Below are 20,921 nucleotides of genomic sequence, written 5' to 3' on the forward strand. Positions count from 1 at the left end.
CTGTCGCCCGACATCACGGACCTCTTGACACCCCCTCCTCGGGGCAGGCACATTGAGTTGCGCAGCCTGAACCATGTTGCGCAGAAAGCAACTCGATCGGTTTGATTCCGGAGGTGCGGCGATGGCGGGACCCCGAGTGGTGATCATCGGAGCGGGTGTCGTGGGAGCGGCGCTCGCGGACGAGATCTCCGCACGCGGCTGGACCGAAGTGACCGTGGTCGACCAGGGCCCGCTGCCCGCCACCGGGGGCTCGTCGTCACACGCCCCGGGCCTGGTCTTCCAGACGAACTCCTCCAAGACCATGACCGAGCTGGCCCGCTACACCGTCGAGAAGTTCTGCTCCCTCGACGTCGACGGCAAGCCCTGCTTCCTGCAGGTCGGCGGCCTCGAAGTGGCGACCACCCCCGAACGGCTCAAGGAACTGCACCGCCGCCACGGCTGGATCACCGCCTGGGGCATCGAGGCCCGCCTCCTGAGCGCCGACGAATGCGTCGAGCAGCACCCGCTGGTCAACCGCGACAAGGTCCTCGGCGGCCTCCTGATCCCCACCGACGGCCTCGCCAAGGCCGTCCTCGCCGTCGAGGCGCAGATCCGCCGGGCCACCGAGCGCGGCGTGACGTTCCTGGCCCGCCACGAGGTCCTCGACGTCCAGCAGGCCGACGGCCGCGTCACCGGCGTCCTCACCGACCAGGGCGAGCTCACGGCCGACATCGTCGTGTGCTGCGCCGGCATCTGGGGACCGAAGATCGCCCGCATGGTCGGCATGAACCTGCCGCTCACGCCGCTCGCCCACCAGCTCGCCTGGACCGGCCCGGTACCGGCCCTCGCGGGCCAGACCGAGGAGGCGGTGCGCCCGATCCTGCGCCACCAGGACGCCGACCTCTACTACCGCGACCGCTTCGACGGCATCGGCATCGGCTACTACGGCCACCGCCCCATGCCCATCACCGCCGACGAGATCCTCTCCGTCGACGAGGCCGCCGACATGCCGTCGGTCCTGAAGTTCACCGAGGAGGACTTCGAACCCGCCTGGACCGAGACGCAGTCCCTCCTGCCCGCCACGCAGGAGGCGAAGGTCGAGGAAGGCATCAACGGCCTGTTCTCCTTCACCACCGACAACTTCCCGCTGCTCGGCGAGTCGGGGGACGTGAAGGGCTTCTGGGTCGCCGAGGCCGTGTGGGTCACCCACTCCGCGGGCGTCGGCCGGGCCATGGCCGAATGGCTGGTCGACGGCCACTGCTCGTCCTTCGACCTGCACGAGTGCGACGTCAACCGCTTCGAGCAGCACCAGCTCTCCCCGGAGTACGTGCTGGCCCGCGACTGCCAGAACTTCGTCGAGGTCTACGACATCCTCCACCCGCTCCAGCCGTCCGGGAAGCCGCGCCCGATCCGCACCAGCCCCTTCCACGACCGCCAGCAGGAGCACGGCGCGTTCTTCCTGGAGGCGAACGGCTGGGAGCGCCCGCAGTGGTACGAGGCCAACGCGTCCCTCGTCGAGGGCCGCAACATCCCCACGCCCAACGACTGGGCCGCGCAGTACTGGTCGCCCATCGTCGGCGCCGAAGCGCAGGCCACCCGCGAGACCGTCGCGATGTACGACATGACGGCCCTCAAGCGGCTGGAGGTGGCCGGCCCCGGCGCCGCCGCCTTCCTGGAGGGCCTCACCACCAGCAAGGTCGCCAAGTCCGTCGGCTCGGTGACGTACACCCTGCTCCTCGACCACGACGGCGGCATCCGCAGCGACGTCACCGTCGCCCGCCTCGCCCCGGACCTCTTCCAGGTCGGCGCCAACGGCAACCTGGACCTCGACTGGTTCACCCGCCACCTCCCCGCCGACGGCACCGTCCAGGTCCGCGACATCACGCCCGGCACCTGCTGCATCGGCCTGTGGGGCCCGCTCGCCCGCAAGGTCCTGCAGCCCCTCACGGACGAGGACTTCTCGGGCGACGGCCTGAAGTACTTCCGCGCCAAGCGCGCCCACATCGGCAGTGTCCCGGTGACGGCGATGCGCCTGTCCTACGTCGGCGAACTCGGCTGGGAGCTGTACACCACCTCCGACCTCGGCCGGAAACTGTGGGACACCCTGTGGCAGGCGGCCCAGCCGCTGGGCGGCGTCATCGCGGGCCGCGGCGCCTTCAACAGCCTCCGCCTGGAGAAGGGCTACCGCTCCTTCGGCACCGACATGACCTACGAGCACGACCCCTACGAGGCCGGCGTCGGCTTCGCCGTCAAACTCGACAAGGGCGACTTCATCGGCAAGCCGGCGCTGGAGCGCCGCAAGGCCGAGGTACGGCGCAGGCTCACCTGCCTCACCATCGAGGACCCGCAGTCGGTGGTCATGGGCAAGGAGCCCGTCTACGACGGCGACCGCGCGGTCGGGTACGTCACCAGCGCCGCCTACGGCTACACGATCGGCAAGGGCATCGCGTACGCGTGGCTCCCGGCGGAACTCGCCACCCCCGGCAGCACCCTGCACATCGGCTACTTCGACCGGCGCGTCGAGGCGGTCGTCGCCGAGGAGCCCCTGTTCGACCCGTCCATGTCCCGCCTCCGTGGCTGACCGCGAGGGAGAGGTACCGCCGGTGACCGCGCAACTCCTCGACGGCAAGGCGACCGCCGCCGACATCCGTCGCGAACTCGCCGAGCGGGTCGCCAAGCTGACCGCCACCGGCGGCCGGCCGCCGGGGCTCGGCACCGTCCTGGTCGGAGACGACCCCGGCAGCCACGCCTACGTCGGCGGCAAGCACCGCGACTGTGCGCAGGTCGGCATCGCCTCGCTGCGCCGCGACCTGCCCGTCGACGCCACGCAGCAGCAGGTCGAGGACGTCATCGACGAACTCAACGCCGACCCCGCCTGCACCGGCTACATCGTGCAACTCCCGCTGCCGCGCCACCTGGACGCGAACGCCGTACTGGAACGCATGGACCCGGCCAAGGACGCCGACGGCCTGCACCCCGTCAACCTCGGCCGCCTCGTCCTCGGCGAGGAGGCCCCGCTGCCCTGCACCCCGCGGGGCATCGTCGAACTCCTGCGCCGCTACGACGTGCCGATCGCCGGCGCGCGGGTGTGCGTGGTCGGCCGGGGCATCACGGTCGGCCGTCCCATCGGCCTGCTGCTGACCCGCCGCTCGGAGAACGCCACCGTCACCCTGTGTCACACCGGCACCAAGGGCCTGGCCTGGCATGTGCGCGAGGCGGACATCGTCGTCGCGGCCGCCGGCTCACCCGGACTGATCACCGGCGACATGCTCCGCCCGGGCGCGGCCGTCCTGGACGTCGGCATCACCCGCACCGACAGCGGGCTCGTCGGCGACATACACCCCAGCGCGATGCAGGTCGCCGGGTGGCTCGCGCCGATGCCCGGAGGCGTGGGCCCCATGACGAGGGCGATGCTGCTCGCCAACGTCGTCGAGGCCGCCGAGAGGAACGCGAACGCCGTATGAACCTGTCCCTCCCAGAGGACGGAGCCGTCCGATGAGCCCCCGCACCCCCGGAGCCGAACTCCCGGAGCACCCCGACTGGTTGTGGCGCACGCCGGAGCCCAAGCGGTCGTACGACGTGGTGATCGTCGGCGGCGGCGGACACGGCCTCGCCACCGCCCACTACCTGGCGAAGAACCACGGCATCACCAACGTGGCCGTGCTGGAGAAGGGCTGGCTGGCCGGCGGCAACATGGCCCGCAACACCACGATCATCCGCTCCAACTACCTGTGGGACGAGAGCGCCGGCATCTACGAGCACGCGCTCAAGCTGTGGGAGGGACTGGCGGAGGAACTCGACTACCCGATCCTCTTCTCCCAGCGTGGTGTGCTGAACCTGGCCCACAGCCTCCAGGACGTCCGCGACAGCGTGCGCCGCGTGGAGGCCAACCGCCTCAACGGGGTGGACGCGGAATGGCTCGACGCGGAGCGCGTCAAAGAGGTCTGCCCGATCGTCAACATCTCGCCGGACGTGCGCTATCCGGTCCTGGGCGCCACCTACCAGCCACGGGCCGGCATCGCCAAGCACGACCACGTCGCCTGGGGCCTGGCCCGCTCCGCCGACGCCGCCGGCATCGACATCATCCAGAACTGCGAGGTCACCGGGCTGGACGTGGTCGGCGGCCGGGTGGTCGGCGTCCAGACCACGCTGGGCCCGATCGCCGCGGGCAAGGTCGCCCTGTGCTCGGCGGGCCACACCTCCGTCCTCGCCGCCATGGCAGGCATCGAACTCCCGCTGCAGAGCCACCCGTTGCAGGCGCTGGTCTCGGAACTGCTGGAGCCGGTGCACCCCACCGTCGTCATGTCCAACGCGGTCCATGTGTACGTCAGCCAGGCGCACAAGGGCGAGCTGGTGATGGGCGCGGGCATCGACGCGTACAACTCGTACACGCAGCGCGGCGCGTTCCACATCATCGAGGAGCAGATGTCGGCGGCCCTGGAACTCTTCCCGGTCTTCGCCCGCGCCCATGTACTGCGCACCTGGGGCGGCATCGTGGACGTCAGCCCCGACGCCTCGCCGATCATCGGCCTCACCCCGGTCGACAACCTCTACCTCAACTGCGGCTGGGGAACCGGCGGCTTCAAGGCCACCCCGGGCGTCGGCTGGGTCTACGCCCACACCATCGCCCACGACACCCCGCACGCCCTCAACGCCCCCTTCTCGCTCGACCGTTTCACCACCGGCGCGCTCGTCGACGAGCACGGCGCGGCCGCGGTGGCCCACTAGGGACCCTCAAGGGAGCCAGAACCATGCTGCTCATCCCCTGCCCGTGGTGCGGGCCCCGAGACGAGGCCGAGTTCCACTACGGCGGCCAGGCCCATGTCGCCTACCCGGCGGACCCGTCGGCCCTGACCGACCAGGAGTGGGCCAAGTACCTGTTCTTCCGCGAGAACACCAAGGGCCCCTTCGCCGAACGCTGGAGCCACTCGGCGGGCTGCCGACGTTGGTTCAACGCGGTACGCGACACAGCGACGAACGAGATCCTGGCGGTGTACCGGACGGGAGAGGAACGCCCGACCGGCATCGAGCCGAGGCCACATCTTTCAGCCCGCCCGGGGGTCCCCCCTCTGCGGGAGTTCGAGGACGAGGCCCCTTCAGGGCCGACCGGGGGTCTGCGGGCAGAGCCGCCGGCGGGGACCAGGGGCGGGCCCTTGGCTCCGGGAAGGGGCGGGGCGGGGGAGGACCAGCCGTTCCGACTCCCCACCGGTGGCCGAGTCGACCGCACCGCACCCCTCACCTTCACCTTCGACGGCACCCAGTACCAGGGCTTCCGCGGCGACACCCTTGCTTCGGCCCTGCTGGCCAACGGCATCATCGCGGCAGCGACCAGCATCAAACTCGGCCGCCCCCGAGGCATCTTCTCCGCCGGCGCGGAAGAACCCAACGCCGTCGTCCAGATCGAGGAACCCTTCCCCGAGCCCATGCTCCCCGCGACCACGGTCGAGCTCTACGACGGGCTGGTCGCCACCAGCCTCCCCGGCCAGGGCCGCCTCGCCACGCAACCCGACCCGGCCCGCTACGACGCCGTACACGCCCACTGCGATCTGCTGATCGTCGGCGCGGGCCCGGCCGGCCTCGCGGCGGCAGCGGCGGCGGCGAGGAGCGGCGCCCGCGTCATCCTCGCCGACGCCGAGCCCGACCTCGGCGGCAGCCTCCTCGGCACCGGCGAACTCGCCGACTGGACAGCCGAGTTGAGCGCCCAGCTCGAATCCGCCCCCGAGGTGCGCATACTGCGCCGCACCACCGTCTTCGGCTACTACGACGACAACCACCTCCTGGCCGTCGAGCGCCGCACCAACCACTTCGGCGCCGAAGCCCCGGCCCACGTCTCCCGCGAACGCGTCCACCGCATCCGCGCCCGCCGGGTCGTCCTGGCCACCGGCGCCCACGAGCGCTCCCTCGCCTTCGCGGACAACGACCGCCCCGGCGTGATGCTGGCCGCCTCCGCCCGCACCTACCTGCACCGCCACGGCGTCCTCCCCGGCCGTCACGCGGTCGTGTTCACCACCAACGACAGCGCGTACGCGGCGGCGTTGGACCTGGCGGCCTCCGGGGTGGGGATCTCGGCGATCGTCGACACCCGCCCCGCGCCCGGCGCCTGGGCGGACCGCGCCCGCGCGGCCGGCATCGAGGTGCTGCCCGGCCATGCCGTCATCGGGACGCAGGGCGAGGCACGCCTGACGGCGGCGACCGTCGCCCCGTACGGCGAGACCACGGGACAGCGGGAGTTCGCGGCCGACCTGCTCCTGGTCGCCGGCGGCTGGAACCCGGTGGCGCATCTGTTCAGCCAGTCCGGCGGAAAGCTCCGCTACGACGAGACGCTCGGCACCTTCGTGCCCGACGTCGGCCGTCAGGCCGTCGAGGTCGCGGGCAGCGCGAGCGGGGTGTTCGACCTGGCCGGTGCCCTCGCGCAGGGCGCGGCGGCCGGCGCCCGCGCGATCGAGGCCGAGGGCTACTCCTGCGAGGCGCCGCGCCTGCCGCAGGTGCCCGCGCAGCCCCGGCTCACGCCGCCGATGCAGGTGTTCACCGTCCCGGGCCGCGAAGGCGCTCCCCGCTTCGTCGACCTCCAACGCGACGTCACCGTCGACGACCTGTCCCGGGCCACCGGCGCCGGCATGCTCTCCGTCGAGCACACCAAGCGCTACACCACGGCGGGCACCGCCCTTGACCAGGGCAAGACGTCCGGCGTCCTGACCAGCGGCGTGGTGGGGGAACTCCTCGGCGTGGACATCTCCGCGCTCGGCACGACCACGTTCCGTCCCCCCTACACCCCCGTCTCCTTCGCCGCGCTCGCCGGCCGCCACCGTGGCGCGCTGCACGACCCGGTCCGGGTGACGCCGCTGCACGCCTGGCATGTCGAGCGGGGCGCCCGGTTCGAGAACGTCGGCCAGTGGAAGCGCCCCTGGTACTACCCGCAGGACGGCGAGGACATGGAGACGGCCGTCCTGCGCGAGTGCGCCGCCGCCCGCGACGGCGTCGCCTTCATGGACGCCTCCACCCTCGGCAAGATCGACGTACAGGGCCCGGACGCGGGTGCCTTCCTCGACCTGCTGTACACCAACATGATGAGCACCCTGAAGGTCGGCATGATCCGCTACGGCGTGATGTGCCGCCCGGACGGCATGGTCTTTGACGACGGCACGGTCATCCGCCTCGCCCAGGACCGCTTCCTGGTCACCACCACGACCGGCAACGCGGCGGCCGTACTGGACTGGATGGAGGAGTGGCACCAGACCGAGTGGCCGGACCTGAAGGTCCACTGCACCTCGGTCACCGAACAGTGGGCCACGGTCGCCCTGGTCGGCCCCCGCTCCCGCGAGGTACTCGGCGCGCTCGCACCCCGACTGGCCGTCTCCAACGACGACTTCCCGTTCATGGCCTGGCGCGAGACCACCGTCGCCGACATCTTGGCGCGCGTCTGCCGGATCAGCTTCTCCGGTGAACTCGCCTACGAGATCAACGTGTCACCGTGGGAGGCCCGCACCCTCTGGGAGGCGCTGTACGAGGCCGGCGCCCCGTACGGCATCACCCCGTACGGCACCGAGACCATGCACGTCCTGCGCGCCGAGAAGGGCTATCCGATCATCGGCCAGGACACCGACGGCACCGTCACCCCGCAGGACCTCGGCATGAGCTGGGTGGTGTCGAAGAAGAAGCCCGACTTCATCGGCAAGCGCTCCTACGCCCGCGCCGACACCTCGCGCGGCGACCGCAAGCACCTGGTCGGCCTCCTCCCGGAGGACCCCGGCGCCTTCCTCCCCGAGGGCGCCCACCTGGTCGCCGACAGCGTGCTGCCCGCCCCGCCCGTCCCGATGCTCGGCCATGTCACCTCCAGCTACCGCAGCGCCGCCCTCGGCCGCACCTTCGCCCTGGCCCTGATCAAGGGCGGCCGGGACCGCATCGGCGAACGGCTCTACGCACCCGTCGGCGACCGGCTGGTCCCGGTCACCGTCGCAAGCCCCGTCCTCTTCGACCCCGAGGGAGCCCGTCGCGATGGCTGACACCGCACTCAGCAGCCCCCTGTCGCACGCCGCCGACCGCCTCGCGGCCGCCACCCGCGGCTCCGGCGGCGCGGTCCGGCTGGCCGAACTCCCCTTCCTGGCCCAGCTGAACGTCCGTCTGGACGCCAAGGGGGCCGCGGGGGACGCCGTAGGGCGGGCACTGGGCGTCCAACTGCCTCTGGAGCCCAACACGGTGGTCCGCACGGAGGAGTCGACGGCGCTGTGGCTGGGACCCGACGAGTGGCTGCTGGTCGGCCCGCCGGGGGCACAGCACGACCTGGAGAGCCGTGTCCGGGAGGCCGCCGGAGACGAACCGGTCTCCGTCACCGACGTCTCCGCCCAGCGCACGACGCTCCTCGTGTCGGGCCCCCGCGCCCGCGACCTCCTGGCCCATGGCTGCGCCTTGGATCTGCACCCGCGCGCCTTCGGCCCCGGACGCTGCGCCCAGACGACCCTGGGCCGCACCCAGATCGTGCTGGTCTCCCGTGACGAACCCGGGGCCGGTTTCTGGGTACTGGTCCGCTCGTCCTTCGCCGACTACCTGGCGGACTGGCTGCTGGACGCGGCGACGGAGTACGGCCCCGCCTCCTTCACCGCGGAGCGCCCCCGCTGACCCGCCCGCGCAGGCCGAGCAGATGCTCACGCACCGCGCCGCACCCGCCCCCGGGTGATCACCGGGAATCGCGGCCCTGGTCGATCAGCAGGCGCACGAAGTCGGTGACGGGCCCGACGATGTCGAGGTCCTGGTCGAGCACCCACTGCAACTGGAGCCCGTTGAGCACGGCGTGGAAGAGGACCGCCGCGCTCTCGGGGCTGACGCCCTCGCGCAACCGGCCGCGCGAGGCCTCGTCGTGGAACCCCCCGGCGAACTCGGCGCGCCCGCGTGCGTAGCGTTCGGCGAAGTAGGTGTGGGCGGGATGGTCGGGCCGTGAAGCCGCGGCGGCGAGCTCGATCCACAGGCGCATCAGCTCCGGCGCCCTCTGGTGGTGGCGGATGAGGTCGCCCAGGTAGGGGGCGAGCCGGTCCAGGCTGTCCACCTCTTCCAGGCCCTGCTGCCACTCCTGCGCGTCGCGGTCGGCGAGTACTTCGGCGAGGAGCTCGTCCTTGTTGCGGAAGTGGTGCAGGAGGCCTGCGTGGGTGATGCCGGCCCGTTCGGCGATGTCGCGCAGGGATGCTCTGGCGTAGCCGTTCTCAGCGAAGCTGTCGCGTGCCGCCCGCACGATCTCCGCCTTGCGGGCGGGTGTTCCGGCGTACGGCCCCCGTGCCTGTGCCCGACCCACGGTGCGCTCCCTTTCCTCGACGAAGCCCCCATCAAAACGTACCAGCGGTAGGGATTCGAGGCGTCACGAAGGCCGGCCGGGCCGACGTCCGGCGCAGCGGCAAGGTGGCGAGTGCGAACAGCACCGAGGTCGCCTACGGGGGCGGCGCGCTGCGTTCGGAGCGGGCGTACTTCTGGCGGGTGCGGACCTGGGACGACCAGGTCGCGCCCGGCCCCTGGAGCGAACCGGCGCTGTGGGAGACCGGCCTGCTGAAGGGCGAGAAGGACTGGTCGGGCGCGCGGTGGATCGGCGGCCGCGAGACGCAGGCACTGCGGCTCCGGGCCCGCGCCCGGCCAGCACACCGGCCCCGAGCCGATCGCGCGGGTGCTGGCGAGGCACCCCCGGTGGCGGCTGATCGTCGCGCACCCGGGGATGGGCGAGTACGAGGAGTTCCTCGGCCTCGCCGAGCGGTACGCGCAGGTGCGGCTGGACACGACGATGGCGTTCACCGACTTCACCGAGCGGCTCATGCCGTTCCCCCGCCGCAGACTTCCCCAACATCCCCTATCCGTACCTGCACCAGCTCCATGCCCTGGAACGGCTGGATCTCGGGGAGGAGTGGCTGCGGGCGGTGTGCCACGACAACGCCACAGAGCTCTTCGGACTGGGCGAGGGCGGGGCGTAGTGCCGGCGAGGGAGCGGGCGGCCGGATGTGTACTGCGGTTTCAGTAGTCGCTCCCCCCGATACGGGAGGCGACAGTGCCCTTAGCCGGATGACGACGGGAGGGCCCACTCAAGGACAGCCTGTTCAGGGTAAGCGAGAGCAGATGTGGAGTCCCCTGACGTGGCTGATTTTCTGTATCGACTGGGCCGGCTGGCCTTCCGGCGGCGAGGTTATGTCGCCCTGATGTGGCTGGCCGTGCTGACGGCCGTCGGACTGGGCGCCCTTCAGGCGCCGGGAGCGCCCGACGAGGAGTTCTCGATGCCGGGCATCGAGTCCCAGAAGGCGTACGACCTGATGCAGGAGCGCTTCCCGGGCGCTGCCGCCGACGGTGCCACCGCCCAGGTGGTGTTCGTCGCCCCCGACGGGCAGAAGGTCACCGCGATCGCCCGGAAGAAGGCGATCGAGGAGACGGTGGGCGCCCTGGACGACGGCTTGCAGGTGGCCGGCGTCACCAATCCCTTCACGGCGCAGGCGGTCAGCGAGGACGGCACGACCGCGTACGCCACCGTCACCTACAAGGTGAAGTCCTCCGAGGTCAGCGATACCAGCCGGACGGCGCTCGAAAAGGCCGTCGACCAGGCCCGGGAGGCCGGCCTGACCGTGGAGACCGGCGGCTCCGCGCTGGACAGCGGCGGCGGACCCGGTGGCGTCGCCGAGATCATCGGCATCTCGGTGGCGGCCGTCGTCCTGCTGATCACCTTCGGCTCGCTGGCCGCCGCCGGGCTGCCGCTGCTGACGGCGATACTCGGCGTCGGCGTGAGCATGTTCACGATCGCGATCCTGGCGAACGCCCTCGGTCTGTCCACGAGCACCGGCACCCTGGCGATGATGCTCGGTCTGGCGGTCGGCATCGACTACGCGCTGTTCGTGGTCTCCCGCTACCGCGAGGAGCGCGCCAAGGGGCACGCCCCCAGGAGGTGCAGGCGGTCGGCGAGGCCGCCAACGGCCAGGAAGCGGTCGTTCTACACGAACGCCCGCATCGTCACCGCCGAACCGAACCCCGCCGGAGCCGCCCAGACCTACACTCTCACCTCCGCCGCGGGCCGCCATGTGCGTCTGAGGGCCACCCGGCTCGGCCGGCCCGCCTCGGACGAGGCCGCCAAGTACCGTCTGCAACTCGCCGAGATCCGCATCGTCTGACGCCCCGCCGGCGCCGACGGACCCGGTGCTCCTGCCCGCCTGGCGCGGCGCGCCGGGTCGCCCGGTCGGTATCAGGGCACCTCGGTATCAGGGCACCTCGGGACCGCGGTACTCGTTCATCGCGTCGATCAGCCAGCGCGTCAGGTAGTCGGCGAACGAGGACCGCGGCAGGAGCCGATACGTCGGCGTGTCGTCGACCTGCCAGAGCAGTACCGCGACAGGCCCCACCGTGGTCGACACCGCCCGACCGGGTCCGAAGGCCCGGGGGTGGAGGTCCAGCGGGCAGCCCTTCTCCAGCAGTTGCCGGGCGGCCGGGCCGCTCAGCTCCAGTGTGGTGCGGTTCGCCGAGACGTCCACGACCGACCCCGGGTCCGCTCCGAGCGCCTCTCGCAACTCGGCGGCCACAGAGGCCTCTTCGGCCTGCGACAGCACAAGCCACTCGTCGGGACCGAGCCAGACCACCGTGTGGGGGCCGAACGCGGTGGTGTGGCCGCACTGGCGGGGGAGCGGCGTCCCGAGGGTCTTCTGGATGCGGTCGGCCCCCTCGGACGCGGGGTCGACGCGCACGTTCACCATGGAGACGAACGACCACTCGGTCAGCGCGACGCCCCGGGCTCCGGTGACCGTGGCGGCCCGCATCCGCTCCTGAAGATGGGCGACGGGGCTGGTGCGCAGGGCCACCGGGCCCGCGCCCGCGCCCATCCCCGCGTCGATCGTCGGCTCAGCCATCTCGCCTGGTCCCTTCGGGGTCGTAGAGGACGAAGTCGGCCACCTCGACGGGCACCAGATCCTCGCCCACGGGGGCGAGCAGGGTCTCGCCGATCCTTGCCCGTCCGTCGGCCACGAGAGCGAGGGCGAAGGGCCGGCCGAGGGCCGGGCTGTGGTAGCTGGAGGTGACGTGGCCGAGCATCGGCACCGGCCCGGCCTCGGGAGTGAGGGGCACGTCCGGAGCGACGAGCTGGGTGCCCTCGGGCAGCCGGGTCGTGCGGTCGGCCGGCAGCAGGCCGACCAGTTGCTTGCGGTCGGTACGGGAGGTGTCGGCGCGGGCGTGGGACCGCTTGCCGATGAAGTCCTTCTGCTTGGAGACCACCCAGGACATGCCCGCGTCCTGCGGGGTGACGGTGCCGTCGGTGTCCTGGCCGACGATGATGTAGCCCTTCTCGGCCCGCAGGACGTGCATGGTCTCGGTGCCGTACGGGGTGATGTCGTAGGGTCGGCCGATCGCGTACACCTCCTCCCAGACCGCCAGGCCGTACCAGGCGCAGACGTTGATCTCGTAGGCGAGTTCCCCGGAGAAGGAGATCCGGCAGATGCGGGCCGGGACGCCGGAGGCCAGGGTGGTCTCGCGGAAGGCCATGAACGGGAAGGCCTCGGCGGACAGGTCGACGTCGGGCGCGAGGTGGGCGACCACCTCGCGCGAGCGGGGCCCGACCACGGCGATCGTCGACCACTGCTCGGTGACCGAGGTGCAGTGCACGTCGAGGTCGGGCCACTCGGTCTGCAGCCACTCCTCCAGCCAGTCCAGGACGTTTGCGGCGCCGCCGGTCGTCGTGGTCATGAAATAGCGGTCGTCGTCGAGGCGCAGCGTCACACCGTCGTCGAAGATCATGCCGTCGGGCTTGCACATGACGCCGTAGCGGGCCGTGCCGGGCTTGAGCTTCTTGAAGGCGTTGGTGTAGACCCGGTTGAGGAACTCGCCCGCGTCCGTGCCCCGGATCTCGATCTTGCCGAGGGTGGAGGCGTCCATGAACGCCACCCCCTCACGGGCCGCCCGGCACTCGCGGGCCACGGCCGCGTCCATGTCCTCGCCGGGCCCCGGGTAGTACCGGGGGCGCTTCCACTGCCCGACGTCCTCGAACTCCGCGCCGTGGGCAACATGCCAGCTGTGGAGGGAGGTGGTGCGTTCGGGATCGAACAGCTCGCCGCGCTCACGCCCGGCCAGGGCCGCGAAAGCCACCGGCGTGTAGGGCGCCCGGTAGGCCGTCGTGCCGATCTCGCCGGGCGAGGCGCCCGCGCCGAGGGCCTCGGCGATCACCCCGATCGCGTTGACGCCGGACGTCTTGCCCTGGTCGCCCGCCGTGCCGAGCGAGGTGTAGCGCTTGACGTGCTCGACGCCCCGCATGCCCGCGCCGGTGGAGCGCCAGACGTCGGCGACGGTGACGTCGCGTTGCAGGTCGACGAAGTGGGCGTCCCAGCCGCCGGGTTCGCCGTCGGGGGCGGGCACCAGCCACAGGGCGCGCATCTCGGGGCGTGCCTTCCTGGACGAGGCCGTGGGCACCGGCGCGGGGAACCCGGCGTCCGTCGCGGCGCGCGCACCGGCCCGTGCTCCCTCGGCCAGACAGCCGTCGAGGTCGTACGTCCCGCGGGCCGCACCGACGACCTGCTGGTCGCGTACGGTCCCGTCGGGGACGAAGGCGACCAGGTCCTCGTCCCAGCGCAGCCGGCCCTGGCGCTGGCTGTGCAGATGCACCACCGGGCTCCAGCCGCCCGACACGGCGAGCAGGTCGCAGTCGAACGACCGTGACTCACCGGTGAGTCGACCACTGTCGTCGAGAGCCTGGACGGTGACGCCGGTGAGCCGGTGACCGCCCGCGGTGTCGACGACCGCGCTGCCCGTCAGCACGCCGACCCCGGTCGCCGCGGCGACCTCGGCGGCCCGGTCGGACACCTGAGGGCGCGCGTCCACCACGGCGGCGATGTCGATCCCGGCGGCATGCAGGTCGGCGACCGTGTCGTAGGCGCTGTCGTTGGTCGTGCTCACCACGGCCCGCGAACCCGGCGCCACGGCGTACCGGTTGAGGTAGGTGCGCACGGCCGCGGCGAGCATCACCCCGGGCCGGTCGTTGCCGGCGAAGACCAGCGGGCGCTCGTGCGCACCCGTCGCCAGGACGACCTGCCGGGCCCGGATGTGCCACAGCCGCTGCCGCGAGACACCCTCCGGAGCTGCGGCTCCGAGATGGTCGGTGCGCCGCTGGAGGGCCAGCACATAGTTGTCGTCGTACGACCCGAAAGCCGTGGTGCGGGGCAGTACGACGACCTCGGGGGCGGCGTCGAGGGCCGCGCGGACGTGTGCGATCCACTCGGTGTCGGAGTGCAGTGAACCGCCGGGCTCCGGCTGTTCGTCGACGAGGATCACGCGGGCGCCGGAACCGGCGGCAGCGGCGGCGGCCGCCAGCCCGGCCGGTCCGGCGCCCACGACCAGGACGTCGGTGTGGACGTACTTCTTGTCGTAGACGGCGGGGTCGGGCGTGGGATCGAGCCGGCCCATCCCGGACAGGGTGGTGGCGGACAGCCCGTCGTACAGCTCCACGGTCGTCGCCGGGAGCATGCCCTCCGAGCACGAACCGTCGAGCTGCACCAGGGCGTTGGGTTCCTCGACGCCCGCGGTGACGATGCCGCGCGGGCGGCCGCGGTAGAGCGACGGGGCGACCTCGACGACCCCGTTCGCCAGCATCGCCGAGGCGAGGGTGTCGCCGGGATGGCCGGTCAGCTCCCGTCCGTCGACGGTGAACCGCAGCACGGTGGCGCGATCGACGCGGCCGCCTCGCGGGAGCCGGAAGGGCTGGTCGGTCATCGGTTCCCTCCGGCCTGGGGCAGTGCGGGGCGCGGCTCGTCGAGCCGGTAGGAGCTCAGCACCTCGTGGGTGGCGGTGTCGCGCAGGACGTTGAACCAGCGGCGGCAGCCGATGGCGTGCATCCACCGCTCGGCGAAGGGGCCCTTGGGGTTGTCGCGGTAGAAGACGTACTCGGCCCACTGCTCGTCCGTGAGGTCGGCGGGGGACTCGGGGTAGGGGACGTGGGCCTGTCCGCCGTAGTGGTACTCGGTCTCGTTCCGCGGCCCGCACCATGGGCAGGTGATCAGCAGCACGGTGTCCTTCTCTCCACAGGCTTTCAGTGGGCCACGGCTGCGGCGCCGTGCTCGTCGATCAGTGCGCCCGTCGCGAAACGTTCCAGGGCGAAGGGGGCGTTCAGCGGATGCGGCTCGCCCGTGGCGATGGTGTGGGCGAAGGTCCACCCGGCGGCCGGGGTGGCCTTGAACCCGCCGGTGCCCCAGCCGCAGTTGACGTAGAGGTTCTCTACAGGGGTCGTGCCGATGACGGGGGAGGCGTCGGGGGTGACGTCGACGATGCCACCCCAGGTCCGCAGCACGTGCGCGCGGGCGAAGACGGGGAACAGCTCGACGGCGGCCGCCATCTGCTGCTCGATCACATGGAACGAGCCGCGCTGACCGTAGCCGTTGTACGAGTCGACGCCCGCGCCCATCACCAGCTCGCCCTTGTGGGCCTGGGAGACGTAGACGTGCACATGGTTCGACATCACGACCGTCGGATGCACCGGTTCGTGCAGCTCGGAAACCAACGCCTGGAGCGGGTGCGACTGCACCGGCAGCCGGACGCCCGCCCGCGCGGCCAGCACACTGCTGTGTCCGGCGGCCGCCAGGCCGACCCGGCCGGCGTGAATGCGGCCTCGGTTGGTCTCGACGCCCACGACGCGGTCGCCGTCCTTGAGGAAGCCGGTGACCTCGCAGCCCTGGATCAGGTCCACGCCCATCTCGTCGGCCCGGCGGGCCAGCGCCCAGGCGACGTGGTCGTGCTTGGCGATGCCGGCCCGCGGCTGGAAGGTGCCGCCGAGCACCGGATACCGGGTGCGGGAGGAGACGTTGAGGATGGGGCAGACCTTGGCGACCTCGTCCGGTTCGAGCCACTCGGCGTCGACCCCGTTGAGGCGGTTGGCGCCCACGCGGCGCATGCCCTCGCGGACGTCCTGCAGGGTGTGCGCGAGGTTGAGGACACCGCGCTGACTGAACAGGAAGTCGTAGTCCAGCTCCTCGGGGAGCCGCTCCCACAGCTTGAGCGCGTGCTCGTAGATCGCCGCGCTCTCGTCCCACAGGTAGTTGGAGCGGATGATCGTGGTGTTGCGGGCCATGTTGCCGCCGGCCAGCCAGCCCTTCTCCAGGACGGCCACGTTGGTGATGCCGTGGTTCTTGGCGAGGTAGTAGGCGGTGGCCAGGCCGTGGCCGCCCGCGCCGACGATGACGACGTCGTACGAGGAGCGCGGCTCGGGGTTGCGCCAGAGCCAGTCCGGATGCTCCGGCAGCGGCTTGGTCGTCATGCCGCGTCTCCGTTCAGGTGGGACGGGTGGGACGGCTGGGACAGGTGGGTCGGGTGAGGCAGGTGGGGATAGAGGGGGAACGCGTCGGCGAGCTTCCCGACCCGGTCGCGCAGCAGGCCCGCGCGCTCGCCGTCGAGCCGCTCCTCCTTCAGGGCCTGGGCGATGATGTCGGCGACCTCCCGGAACTCCGCCTCGCCGAAGCCCCGGGTGGCCAGCGCGGGGGTGCCGATCCGCAGCCCCGAGGAGACCATCGGCGGGCGCGGGTCGAACGGCACGGCGTTGCGGTTGACGGTGATGCCGATGCTGTGCAGCCGGTCCTCGGCCTGCTGTCCGTCGAGCGCGGAGTTCCGCAGGTCGACGAGGACCAGGTGGACCTCGGTGCCACCGGTCAGCACGGTGATGCCGGCCTCGGCCACGTCGTCGGCCAGCAGCCGTCCGGCGAGGATACGGGCGCCGTCCAGAGTGCGCTGCTGCCGCTCCTTGAACTCCTCGCTCGCCGCCACCTTGAAGGCCACCGCCTTCGCCGCGACGACATGCTCCAGCGGGCCGCCCTGCTGGCCCGGGAAGACCGCGGAGTTGATCTTCTTGGCCAGGTCGGCGCGGCTGAGGATCACCCCGCCGCGCGGGCCGCCGAGGGTCTTGTGCGTGGTGGTCGTGACGACATCGGCGTACGGCACCGGGCTCGGGTGGAGCCCCGCGGCCACCAGACCGGCAAAGTGCGCCATGTCCACCATCAGGTACGCGCCCACCGCGTCGGCGATCCGCCGGAACGCGGCGAAGTCAAGCTGCCGGGGGTACGCCGACCAGCCCGCGACGATCAGCTTGGGCCGGTGGGCGAGAGCGAGCTGCTCGACCTCGTCCATGTCGATGCGCATGTCGGACTCGCGCACGTGGTACGGCACGACGTTGTACAGCTTGCCGGAGAAATTGATGCGCATGCCGTGGGTCAGGTGCCCACCGTGCGCGAGGTCGAGGCCGAGGATCGTGTCGCCGGGCTGGAGCAGCGCGAACATCGCGGCCGCGTTGGCCTGGGCGCCCGAGTGCGGCTGCACGTTCGCGGCCTCGGCGCCGAACAGTTCCTTCACCCGGGCGATGGCCAACTGCTCGATGACGTCGACGTGTTCGCAGCCGCCGTAGTAGCGGCGGCCCGGGTAGCCCTCGGCGTACTTGTTGGTCAGGACCGAGCCCTGGGCCTCCATGACGGCGGCCGGGGCGAAGTTCTCCGAGGCGATCATCTCGAGGGTGGACTGCTGGCGGTGCAGCTCGGCGGCCACCGCGGTGGCGACATCCGGGTCGAGCTCGCTGAGCGGGAGGGAGAGGGAGGGGCTGGCCGTGGTGATCGACGGGTCCGTTGCCATCTGCACACCATCCTGGGAGTCAACTGAAGAGCACTTGATATATCAGACTGTGAGGTAAGGTATGGGAGCTCGCCGGACAGGTCAAGGGGGCTTCATGCAACAGGCGGCGACCGAGCAGCCAGGGGGCGAGGAGCTGTCCCTCGCCGAACGCGCCTACCGCGTCGTCCGCGATCGGCTCGTCATGCTGGAGATCCGCCCGGGCGCGCCGATCAACGAGGACCAGCTGGCGCAGTCCCTCGGCGTCGGACGGACGCCGGTGCGCGAGGCCCTCAAACGACTCCAGTACGAACGCCTCATCGCGACCTACCCCCGACGCGGCACCTTCGCCACCGACGTCAACATCACCGACCTGGCCCATATCTCCGAGGTGCGCCAGGAACTGGAGCCCCTGGCCGCCGCCCAGGCGGCGCGCCGCGCCACGGCCGCGGACCGGGCGACGCTGACCGACCTCCTCCGGGAGTTGCAGAGCCCGGACTCCCGGCCGCAGGACGCCGCCGAGCTCATGCACCTCGACCTTCAGGTGCACCGCGCCATCTACGCCGCCACGCACAATCCCTACCTGGAGGACACCCTCGTCCGCCACGACAACCTGGCCACCCGCATCTGGTGCCTGTTCGTCGACCGGCTGACCGACATGGCGGGCCATGTCGAAGAGCACGGCCCGTTGATCGAGGCGATCGTCGCCGGGGACCCCGACAAGGCGGCACAGCTCGCCCGCAGTCACGTCGAGGGATTCGAACAGGCCATTCGCGCAGCCATCTGACACGACGCCGGGAGGCCCGGGGCACCGCCCCCGGGGTCTGCCCCATCGGGCAGCGGTGGCTGCACTCGCGTAAGCGGTCGCACGCCTGTACCTGGTGCACACCCTGAGGCAGTGTCAGGGTCAGAGAGGTCTGCCGCTGGACGTCCCAGGGAGCGAGAATGCCTGACCACGCACACGACCACGACCATGACCACGAACACGACCATCAACAAGCCGGCCACGGGCGGTCCCAGGCCGACGACTCGCGGCTGTTCAAGGCGGCAGCCGCGGGTCGCCCCGATGTTCTGGGCCCGTCGGGCATGGGCACGCTGCAGCGTGCCGTCGGCAACAGTGCGGTGGGCGCCATGCTGCAGCGCGAACAGGACGAGGAAACCCCGTCGACCCCGTCGACCGCCTCGGCCCCGTCGGCTTCCTCACCTCGGCGCTCGCCCGTGCACGACGTCATCGGGTCCGGCTCCGGGCAGAGCCTCGGCGCCGATGTCCGCTCCGACATGGAGGCAAGGCTCGGCGCGGACTTCTCCGACGTGCGGGTGCACACGGGCGACGCGGCGCACGAGTCGGCGAGGTCCGTCGGCGCACACGCCTACACCGTCGGCAGCAACGTCGTCTTCCAGCGGGACGCCTACGACCCGTCCTCCCATGCCGGCCGCACGACGCTCGCCCATGAGCTGACCCATGTGATCCAGCAGCGCAGCGGCCCGGTCGACGGGGCCGCGGCACCCGGCGGGATCCGGGTCAGCGACCCCTCGGACCGGTTCGAGCGGGAGGCCAGTGCGAACGCCGAACGCGTCCTGTCCGCCCCGGCCCCGGCCACCCAGGGCGCGGAGCGGGCGGCGGCCGCTCCCGAGCCGTCCGCGGCGATCCAGCGGCAGTCCGAGGAAGCCGACGAGGAACCCGCCGACGTCCAGGGGCTGTTCGTGCAACGGGCCGAGGAGGAGCAGCAGGAGGAGCCGGGCGACGCCTGAGCAGGTACGGCCCCCCGGGATCGTGCCCGGGGGGCCGTACCGTCTCGCCTTCTCGCCGTTGCGCCGTGCCGGGCGGCTCGGGCCGCGCAGGCTCAGGCCGCGGAGGGGGAGGCGCTCGGGCTGGGTGCGGCCGCCTCCCGCAGCGTCCCGCCGACCAGCACCGACTCGTCGCACTGGCCCGGCGTCGGACCACCCACCGGCTTACCCACCTGGCTGCAGGTCACCGTCATGGTGATCCGCCCCTCGGCGGGCACCACGATCGGCGTGACGAAGTGGTAGTCCTGGTCACGGAAGTTCTGCAGCGCCAGGGTCAGCAGGGTCCGGCTCTCGGAGGAGATGACGACGGTGCCGGAGTCGCCCTGCGGGTTCTGCACCACGAGGTCCGTCAGGTCGAACGCCTGACCCGCCGGGACGCTGTACACCGTGTCGGACGTCGGGTCGCCGCCCACCGCGTCCTTGACCCCGGCCTGAGCGCTGCGCGGATCCCCCGCACCGCCGCCCCCGCCCCCGCCCCCGCTTCCCCCCGTGCCTCCGCCGCCTGTTCCGCCCGTGCCCCCGCCGGTGCTTCCGGCCGCCGGTCCCGCCCCGCCGCCGGAGCCCGGTGAGCCGCCACCCGCCGCATCCTGTCCCGTTCCGGCGGCGCCCCCCGACGCGCCCGAGGAGCCGCCGCCGCTCGCGGCGCCGGACGCGCGGGCGCTGGGCGACAGCACGGCGGCCACCTGCTTCTTGGACTCCTCCCGCGCCGCCGACCGCACCACCGGACGCAGCAGGGCGAACCACACGACGGCCAGGGCCACCACGGCGGCCACCGCCGCCGCCAGGGCGCGCGGCAGCCAGCGCGGCAGTATCGCGTTCTGCTGGTAGGTGCCGTCCAGGGGGACCGGCTCGTGCGGCGCCCCGCCCGTGGGCGTCGCCACCACCTGGAAGGGATGCACCACGGGAGCGCCGCGCCACAGCCGCCGCGCCGGACGCGCGGTGAGCCGCGACAACTCGGCGGCGCCCGGCGGCAGTTCGACGCTCTCCCGGGCGAAGCGCAACCGCACCCGGGAGCTGTCGCCCTGAGCCGCCAGCCGCACCGTCATCGGGATGTTGCCGCGGTTGTCGACGGCCACGTCCGTACGGCCGCGCCAAGCCCCCTCGAACCCGCGGGGCACCAGCTCCCCGGTGACCTCGGCGAACGGCAGGACCGTGACGACGCCCTCGGGGACCACCGCCGTGTCGGGGGCGCTGGTGGGCACCACCCGCACCCCGAACGGGACGTCCCCGGCCGGCACCTCCGAGCTTCGGGGCGGACTCAGCGCGAGAACCGCGGTGCCCGTACTGTCCGGATACAGCGAAAGGCTCGTTGGCTCGACGGTCGCCCAGGCCGCTGCCGGACCCACGACCTCGAAGCGATACTCCTCCACCGTGCTGCCGGAGTTGCGTACCTGAAGGGGGACTTCGATCCGCCCACCAGGCTCGGCGGTCACAGCGGTCGTGTCCAGGCTCGCCGCAGTTGTCATGATCGGCACCGTAAAGCCGGTGGCGGCGGCCGACAGGGGCCTCGCAGGAAGACTTTCGGGAAGCTGAGGTGCCCATTGACGCCTTGTTGACTTTGCGTGGAGTCGCCTGCCGCATAC

At 72.0% G+C, this 20,921-nt stretch carries 14 protein-coding genes and 3 pseudogenes; 10 read left to right on the top strand and 7 right to left on the bottom strand.

Annotated features, from left to right (window positions below; genetic code table 11):
* Positions 1–121 precede the first annotated feature (121 nt).
* Genes ACZ5SK_RS25785 through ACZ5SK_RS25805 form a run of 5 tightly spaced genes read left to right on the top strand, consistent with a single transcriptional unit; the run spans position 122 to position 8,595 of the window.
* The gene (locus ACZ5SK_RS25785) at positions 122–2,560 is read left to right on the top strand and encodes a GcvT family protein (protein WP_334574961.1); all 2,439 of its coding nucleotides are present in this window, start codon (positions 122–124) and stop codon (positions 2,558–2,560) included.
* A gap of 22 nt (positions 2,561–2,582) precedes the next feature.
* Positions 2,583–3,443, top strand: coding sequence for a bifunctional methylenetetrahydrofolate dehydrogenase/methenyltetrahydrofolate cyclohydrolase (locus ACZ5SK_RS25790; protein ID WP_334574959.1), 861 nt, complete (start codon positions 2,583–2,585; stop codon positions 3,441–3,443).
* A 31-nt stretch (positions 3,444–3,474) separates the two neighbouring features.
* Positions 3,475–4,707 carry a sarcosine oxidase subunit beta family protein gene (locus tag ACZ5SK_RS25795; RefSeq protein ID WP_319671649.1) on the top strand — a complete coding sequence of 411 codons (1,233 nt, stop codon included), beginning with the start codon at positions 3,475–3,477 and terminating at the stop codon, positions 4,705–4,707.
* Between the two features lie 23 nt (positions 4,708–4,730).
* The gene (locus ACZ5SK_RS25800; protein WP_457494064.1) at positions 4,731–7,982 is read left to right on the top strand and encodes a sarcosine oxidase subunit delta family protein; all 3,252 of its coding nucleotides are present in this window, start codon (positions 4,731–4,733) and stop codon (positions 7,980–7,982) included.
* On the top strand, positions 7,975–8,595 hold the full coding sequence (locus ACZ5SK_RS25805) for a sarcosine oxidase subunit gamma (RefSeq protein ID WP_457494065.1): 621 nt from the start codon (positions 7,975–7,977) through the stop codon (positions 8,593–8,595). Before ACZ5SK_RS25800 ends, ACZ5SK_RS25805 begins: the two co-directional genes overlap by 8 nt.
* A gap of 58 nt (positions 8,596–8,653) precedes the next feature.
* Here the strand turns inward: ACZ5SK_RS25805 and ACZ5SK_RS25810 are convergent, their stop codons facing one another.
* Positions 8,654–9,262, bottom strand: a complete 609-nt coding sequence (locus ACZ5SK_RS25810) for a TetR/AcrR family transcriptional regulator (protein WP_457494066.1) — start codon at positions 9,260–9,262, stop codon at positions 8,654–8,656.
* Between ACZ5SK_RS25810 and ACZ5SK_RS25815 the strand changes: the two are divergent.
* The 3 pseudogenes from ACZ5SK_RS25815 to ACZ5SK_RS25825 all read left to right on the top strand — a co-directional run.
* A pseudogene (locus ACZ5SK_RS25815) lies at positions 9,154–9,504 on the top strand (glycoside hydrolase family 78 protein); the annotation flags it as partial. The gene ACZ5SK_RS25810 and the pseudogene ACZ5SK_RS25815 overlap by 109 nt on opposite strands.
* Before the next feature lie 64 nt (positions 9,505–9,568).
* Positions 9,569–9,926 (top strand): annotated as a pseudogene (locus ACZ5SK_RS25820) (amidohydrolase family protein); the annotation flags it as partial.
* A gap of 159 nt (positions 9,927–10,085) precedes the next feature.
* Positions 10,086–10,880, top strand: a pseudogene (locus tag ACZ5SK_RS25825) (MMPL family transporter); the annotation flags it as partial.
* Between the two features lie 312 nt (positions 10,881–11,192).
* On the opposite strand, the gene ACZ5SK_RS25830 reads toward ACZ5SK_RS25825, so the two are convergent.
* From ACZ5SK_RS25830 to glyA, 5 genes are read right to left on the bottom strand one after another with little or no spacing between them, the layout of a single operon-like run.
* Positions 11,193–11,834, bottom strand: coding sequence for a sarcosine oxidase subunit gamma (locus ACZ5SK_RS25830; RefSeq protein WP_334574953.1), 642 nt, complete (start codon positions 11,832–11,834; stop codon positions 11,193–11,195).
* Positions 11,827–14,679, bottom strand: coding sequence for a sarcosine oxidase subunit alpha family protein (locus ACZ5SK_RS25835; protein ID WP_468576625.1), 2,853 nt, complete (start codon positions 14,677–14,679; stop codon positions 11,827–11,829). The genes ACZ5SK_RS25830 and ACZ5SK_RS25835 overlap by 8 nt, the downstream gene beginning before the upstream one ends.
* Positions 14,676–14,972, bottom strand: coding sequence for a sarcosine oxidase subunit delta (locus ACZ5SK_RS25840; protein WP_334574951.1), 297 nt, complete (start codon positions 14,970–14,972; stop codon positions 14,676–14,678). Before ACZ5SK_RS25840 ends, ACZ5SK_RS25835 begins: the two co-directional genes overlap by 4 nt.
* 23 nt (positions 14,973–14,995) lie before the next feature.
* The gene (locus ACZ5SK_RS25845; protein ID WP_079658083.1) at positions 14,996–16,216 is read right to left on the bottom strand and encodes a sarcosine oxidase subunit beta family protein; all 1,221 of its coding nucleotides are present in this window, start codon (positions 16,214–16,216) and stop codon (positions 14,996–14,998) included.
* Entirely contained in the window at positions 16,213–17,574 is a 1,362-nt protein-coding gene (gene glyA, locus ACZ5SK_RS25850; RefSeq protein WP_334574949.1) for a serine hydroxymethyltransferase, read from the bottom strand. Before glyA ends, ACZ5SK_RS25845 begins: the two co-directional genes overlap by 4 nt.
* Positions 17,575–17,668: 94 nt before the next feature.
* On the opposite strand from glyA, the gene ACZ5SK_RS25855 reads away from it, so the two are divergent.
* Both ACZ5SK_RS25855 and ACZ5SK_RS25860 read left to right on the top strand, forming a co-directional pair.
* Complete coding sequence (locus tag ACZ5SK_RS25855; RefSeq protein WP_457494068.1) at positions 17,669–18,337, top strand: GntR family transcriptional regulator; 669 nt, start codon at positions 17,669–17,671, stop codon at positions 18,335–18,337.
* A 158-nt stretch (positions 18,338–18,495) separates the two neighbouring features.
* Positions 18,496–19,302 (top strand): eCIS core domain-containing protein, encoded by an 807-nt coding sequence (locus ACZ5SK_RS25860; protein WP_334574946.1) that lies wholly within the window; start codon positions 18,496–18,498, stop codon positions 19,300–19,302.
* A 92-nt stretch (positions 19,303–19,394) separates the two neighbouring features.
* On the opposite strand, the gene ACZ5SK_RS25865 is transcribed toward ACZ5SK_RS25860, so the two are convergent.
* Positions 19,395–20,804 (bottom strand): COG1470 family protein, encoded by a 1,410-nt coding sequence (locus ACZ5SK_RS25865; RefSeq protein WP_334574945.1) that lies wholly within the window; start codon positions 20,802–20,804, stop codon positions 19,395–19,397.
* Positions 20,805–20,921 lie beyond the last annotated feature (117 nt).

The organism is Streptomyces sp. NPDC031474, from assembly GCF_055581185.1.

Coding starts and splice junctions, on each gene's coding strand:
- ACZ5SK_RS25785 (WP_334574961.1), top strand. CDS start 122: ATGGCGGGACCCCGAGTGGTGATCATCGGAGCGGGTGTCGTGGGAGCG.
- ACZ5SK_RS25795 (WP_319671649.1), top strand. CDS start 3,475: ATGAGCCCCCGCACCCCCGGAGCCGAACTCCCGGAGCACCCCGACTGG.
- ACZ5SK_RS25800 (WP_457494064.1), top strand. CDS start 4,731: ATGCTGCTCATCCCCTGCCCGTGGTGCGGGCCCCGAGACGAGGCCGAG.
- ACZ5SK_RS25805 (WP_457494065.1), top strand. CDS start 7,975: ATGGCTGACACCGCACTCAGCAGCCCCCTGTCGCACGCCGCCGACCGC.
- ACZ5SK_RS25830 (WP_334574953.1), bottom strand. CDS start 11,834: ATGGCTGAGCCGACGATCGACGCGGGGATGGGCGCGGGCGCGGGCCCG.
- ACZ5SK_RS25835 (WP_468576625.1), bottom strand. CDS start 14,679: ATGACCGACCAGCCCTTCCGGCTCCCGCGAGGCGGCCGCGTCGATCGC.
- ACZ5SK_RS25845 (WP_079658083.1), bottom strand. CDS start 16,216: ATGACGACCAAGCCGCTGCCGGAGCATCCGGACTGGCTCTGGCGCAAC.
- glyA (WP_334574949.1), bottom strand. CDS start 17,574: ATGGCAACGGACCCGTCGATCACCACGGCCAGCCCCTCCCTCTCCCTC.
- ACZ5SK_RS25855 (WP_457494068.1), top strand. CDS start 17,669: ATGCAACAGGCGGCGACCGAGCAGCCAGGGGGCGAGGAGCTGTCCCTC.
- ACZ5SK_RS25860 (WP_334574946.1), top strand. CDS start 18,496: ATGCCTGACCACGCACACGACCACGACCATGACCACGAACACGACCAT.
- ACZ5SK_RS25865 (WP_334574945.1), bottom strand. CDS start 20,804: ATGACAACTGCGGCGAGCCTGGACACGACCGCTGTGACCGCCGAGCCT.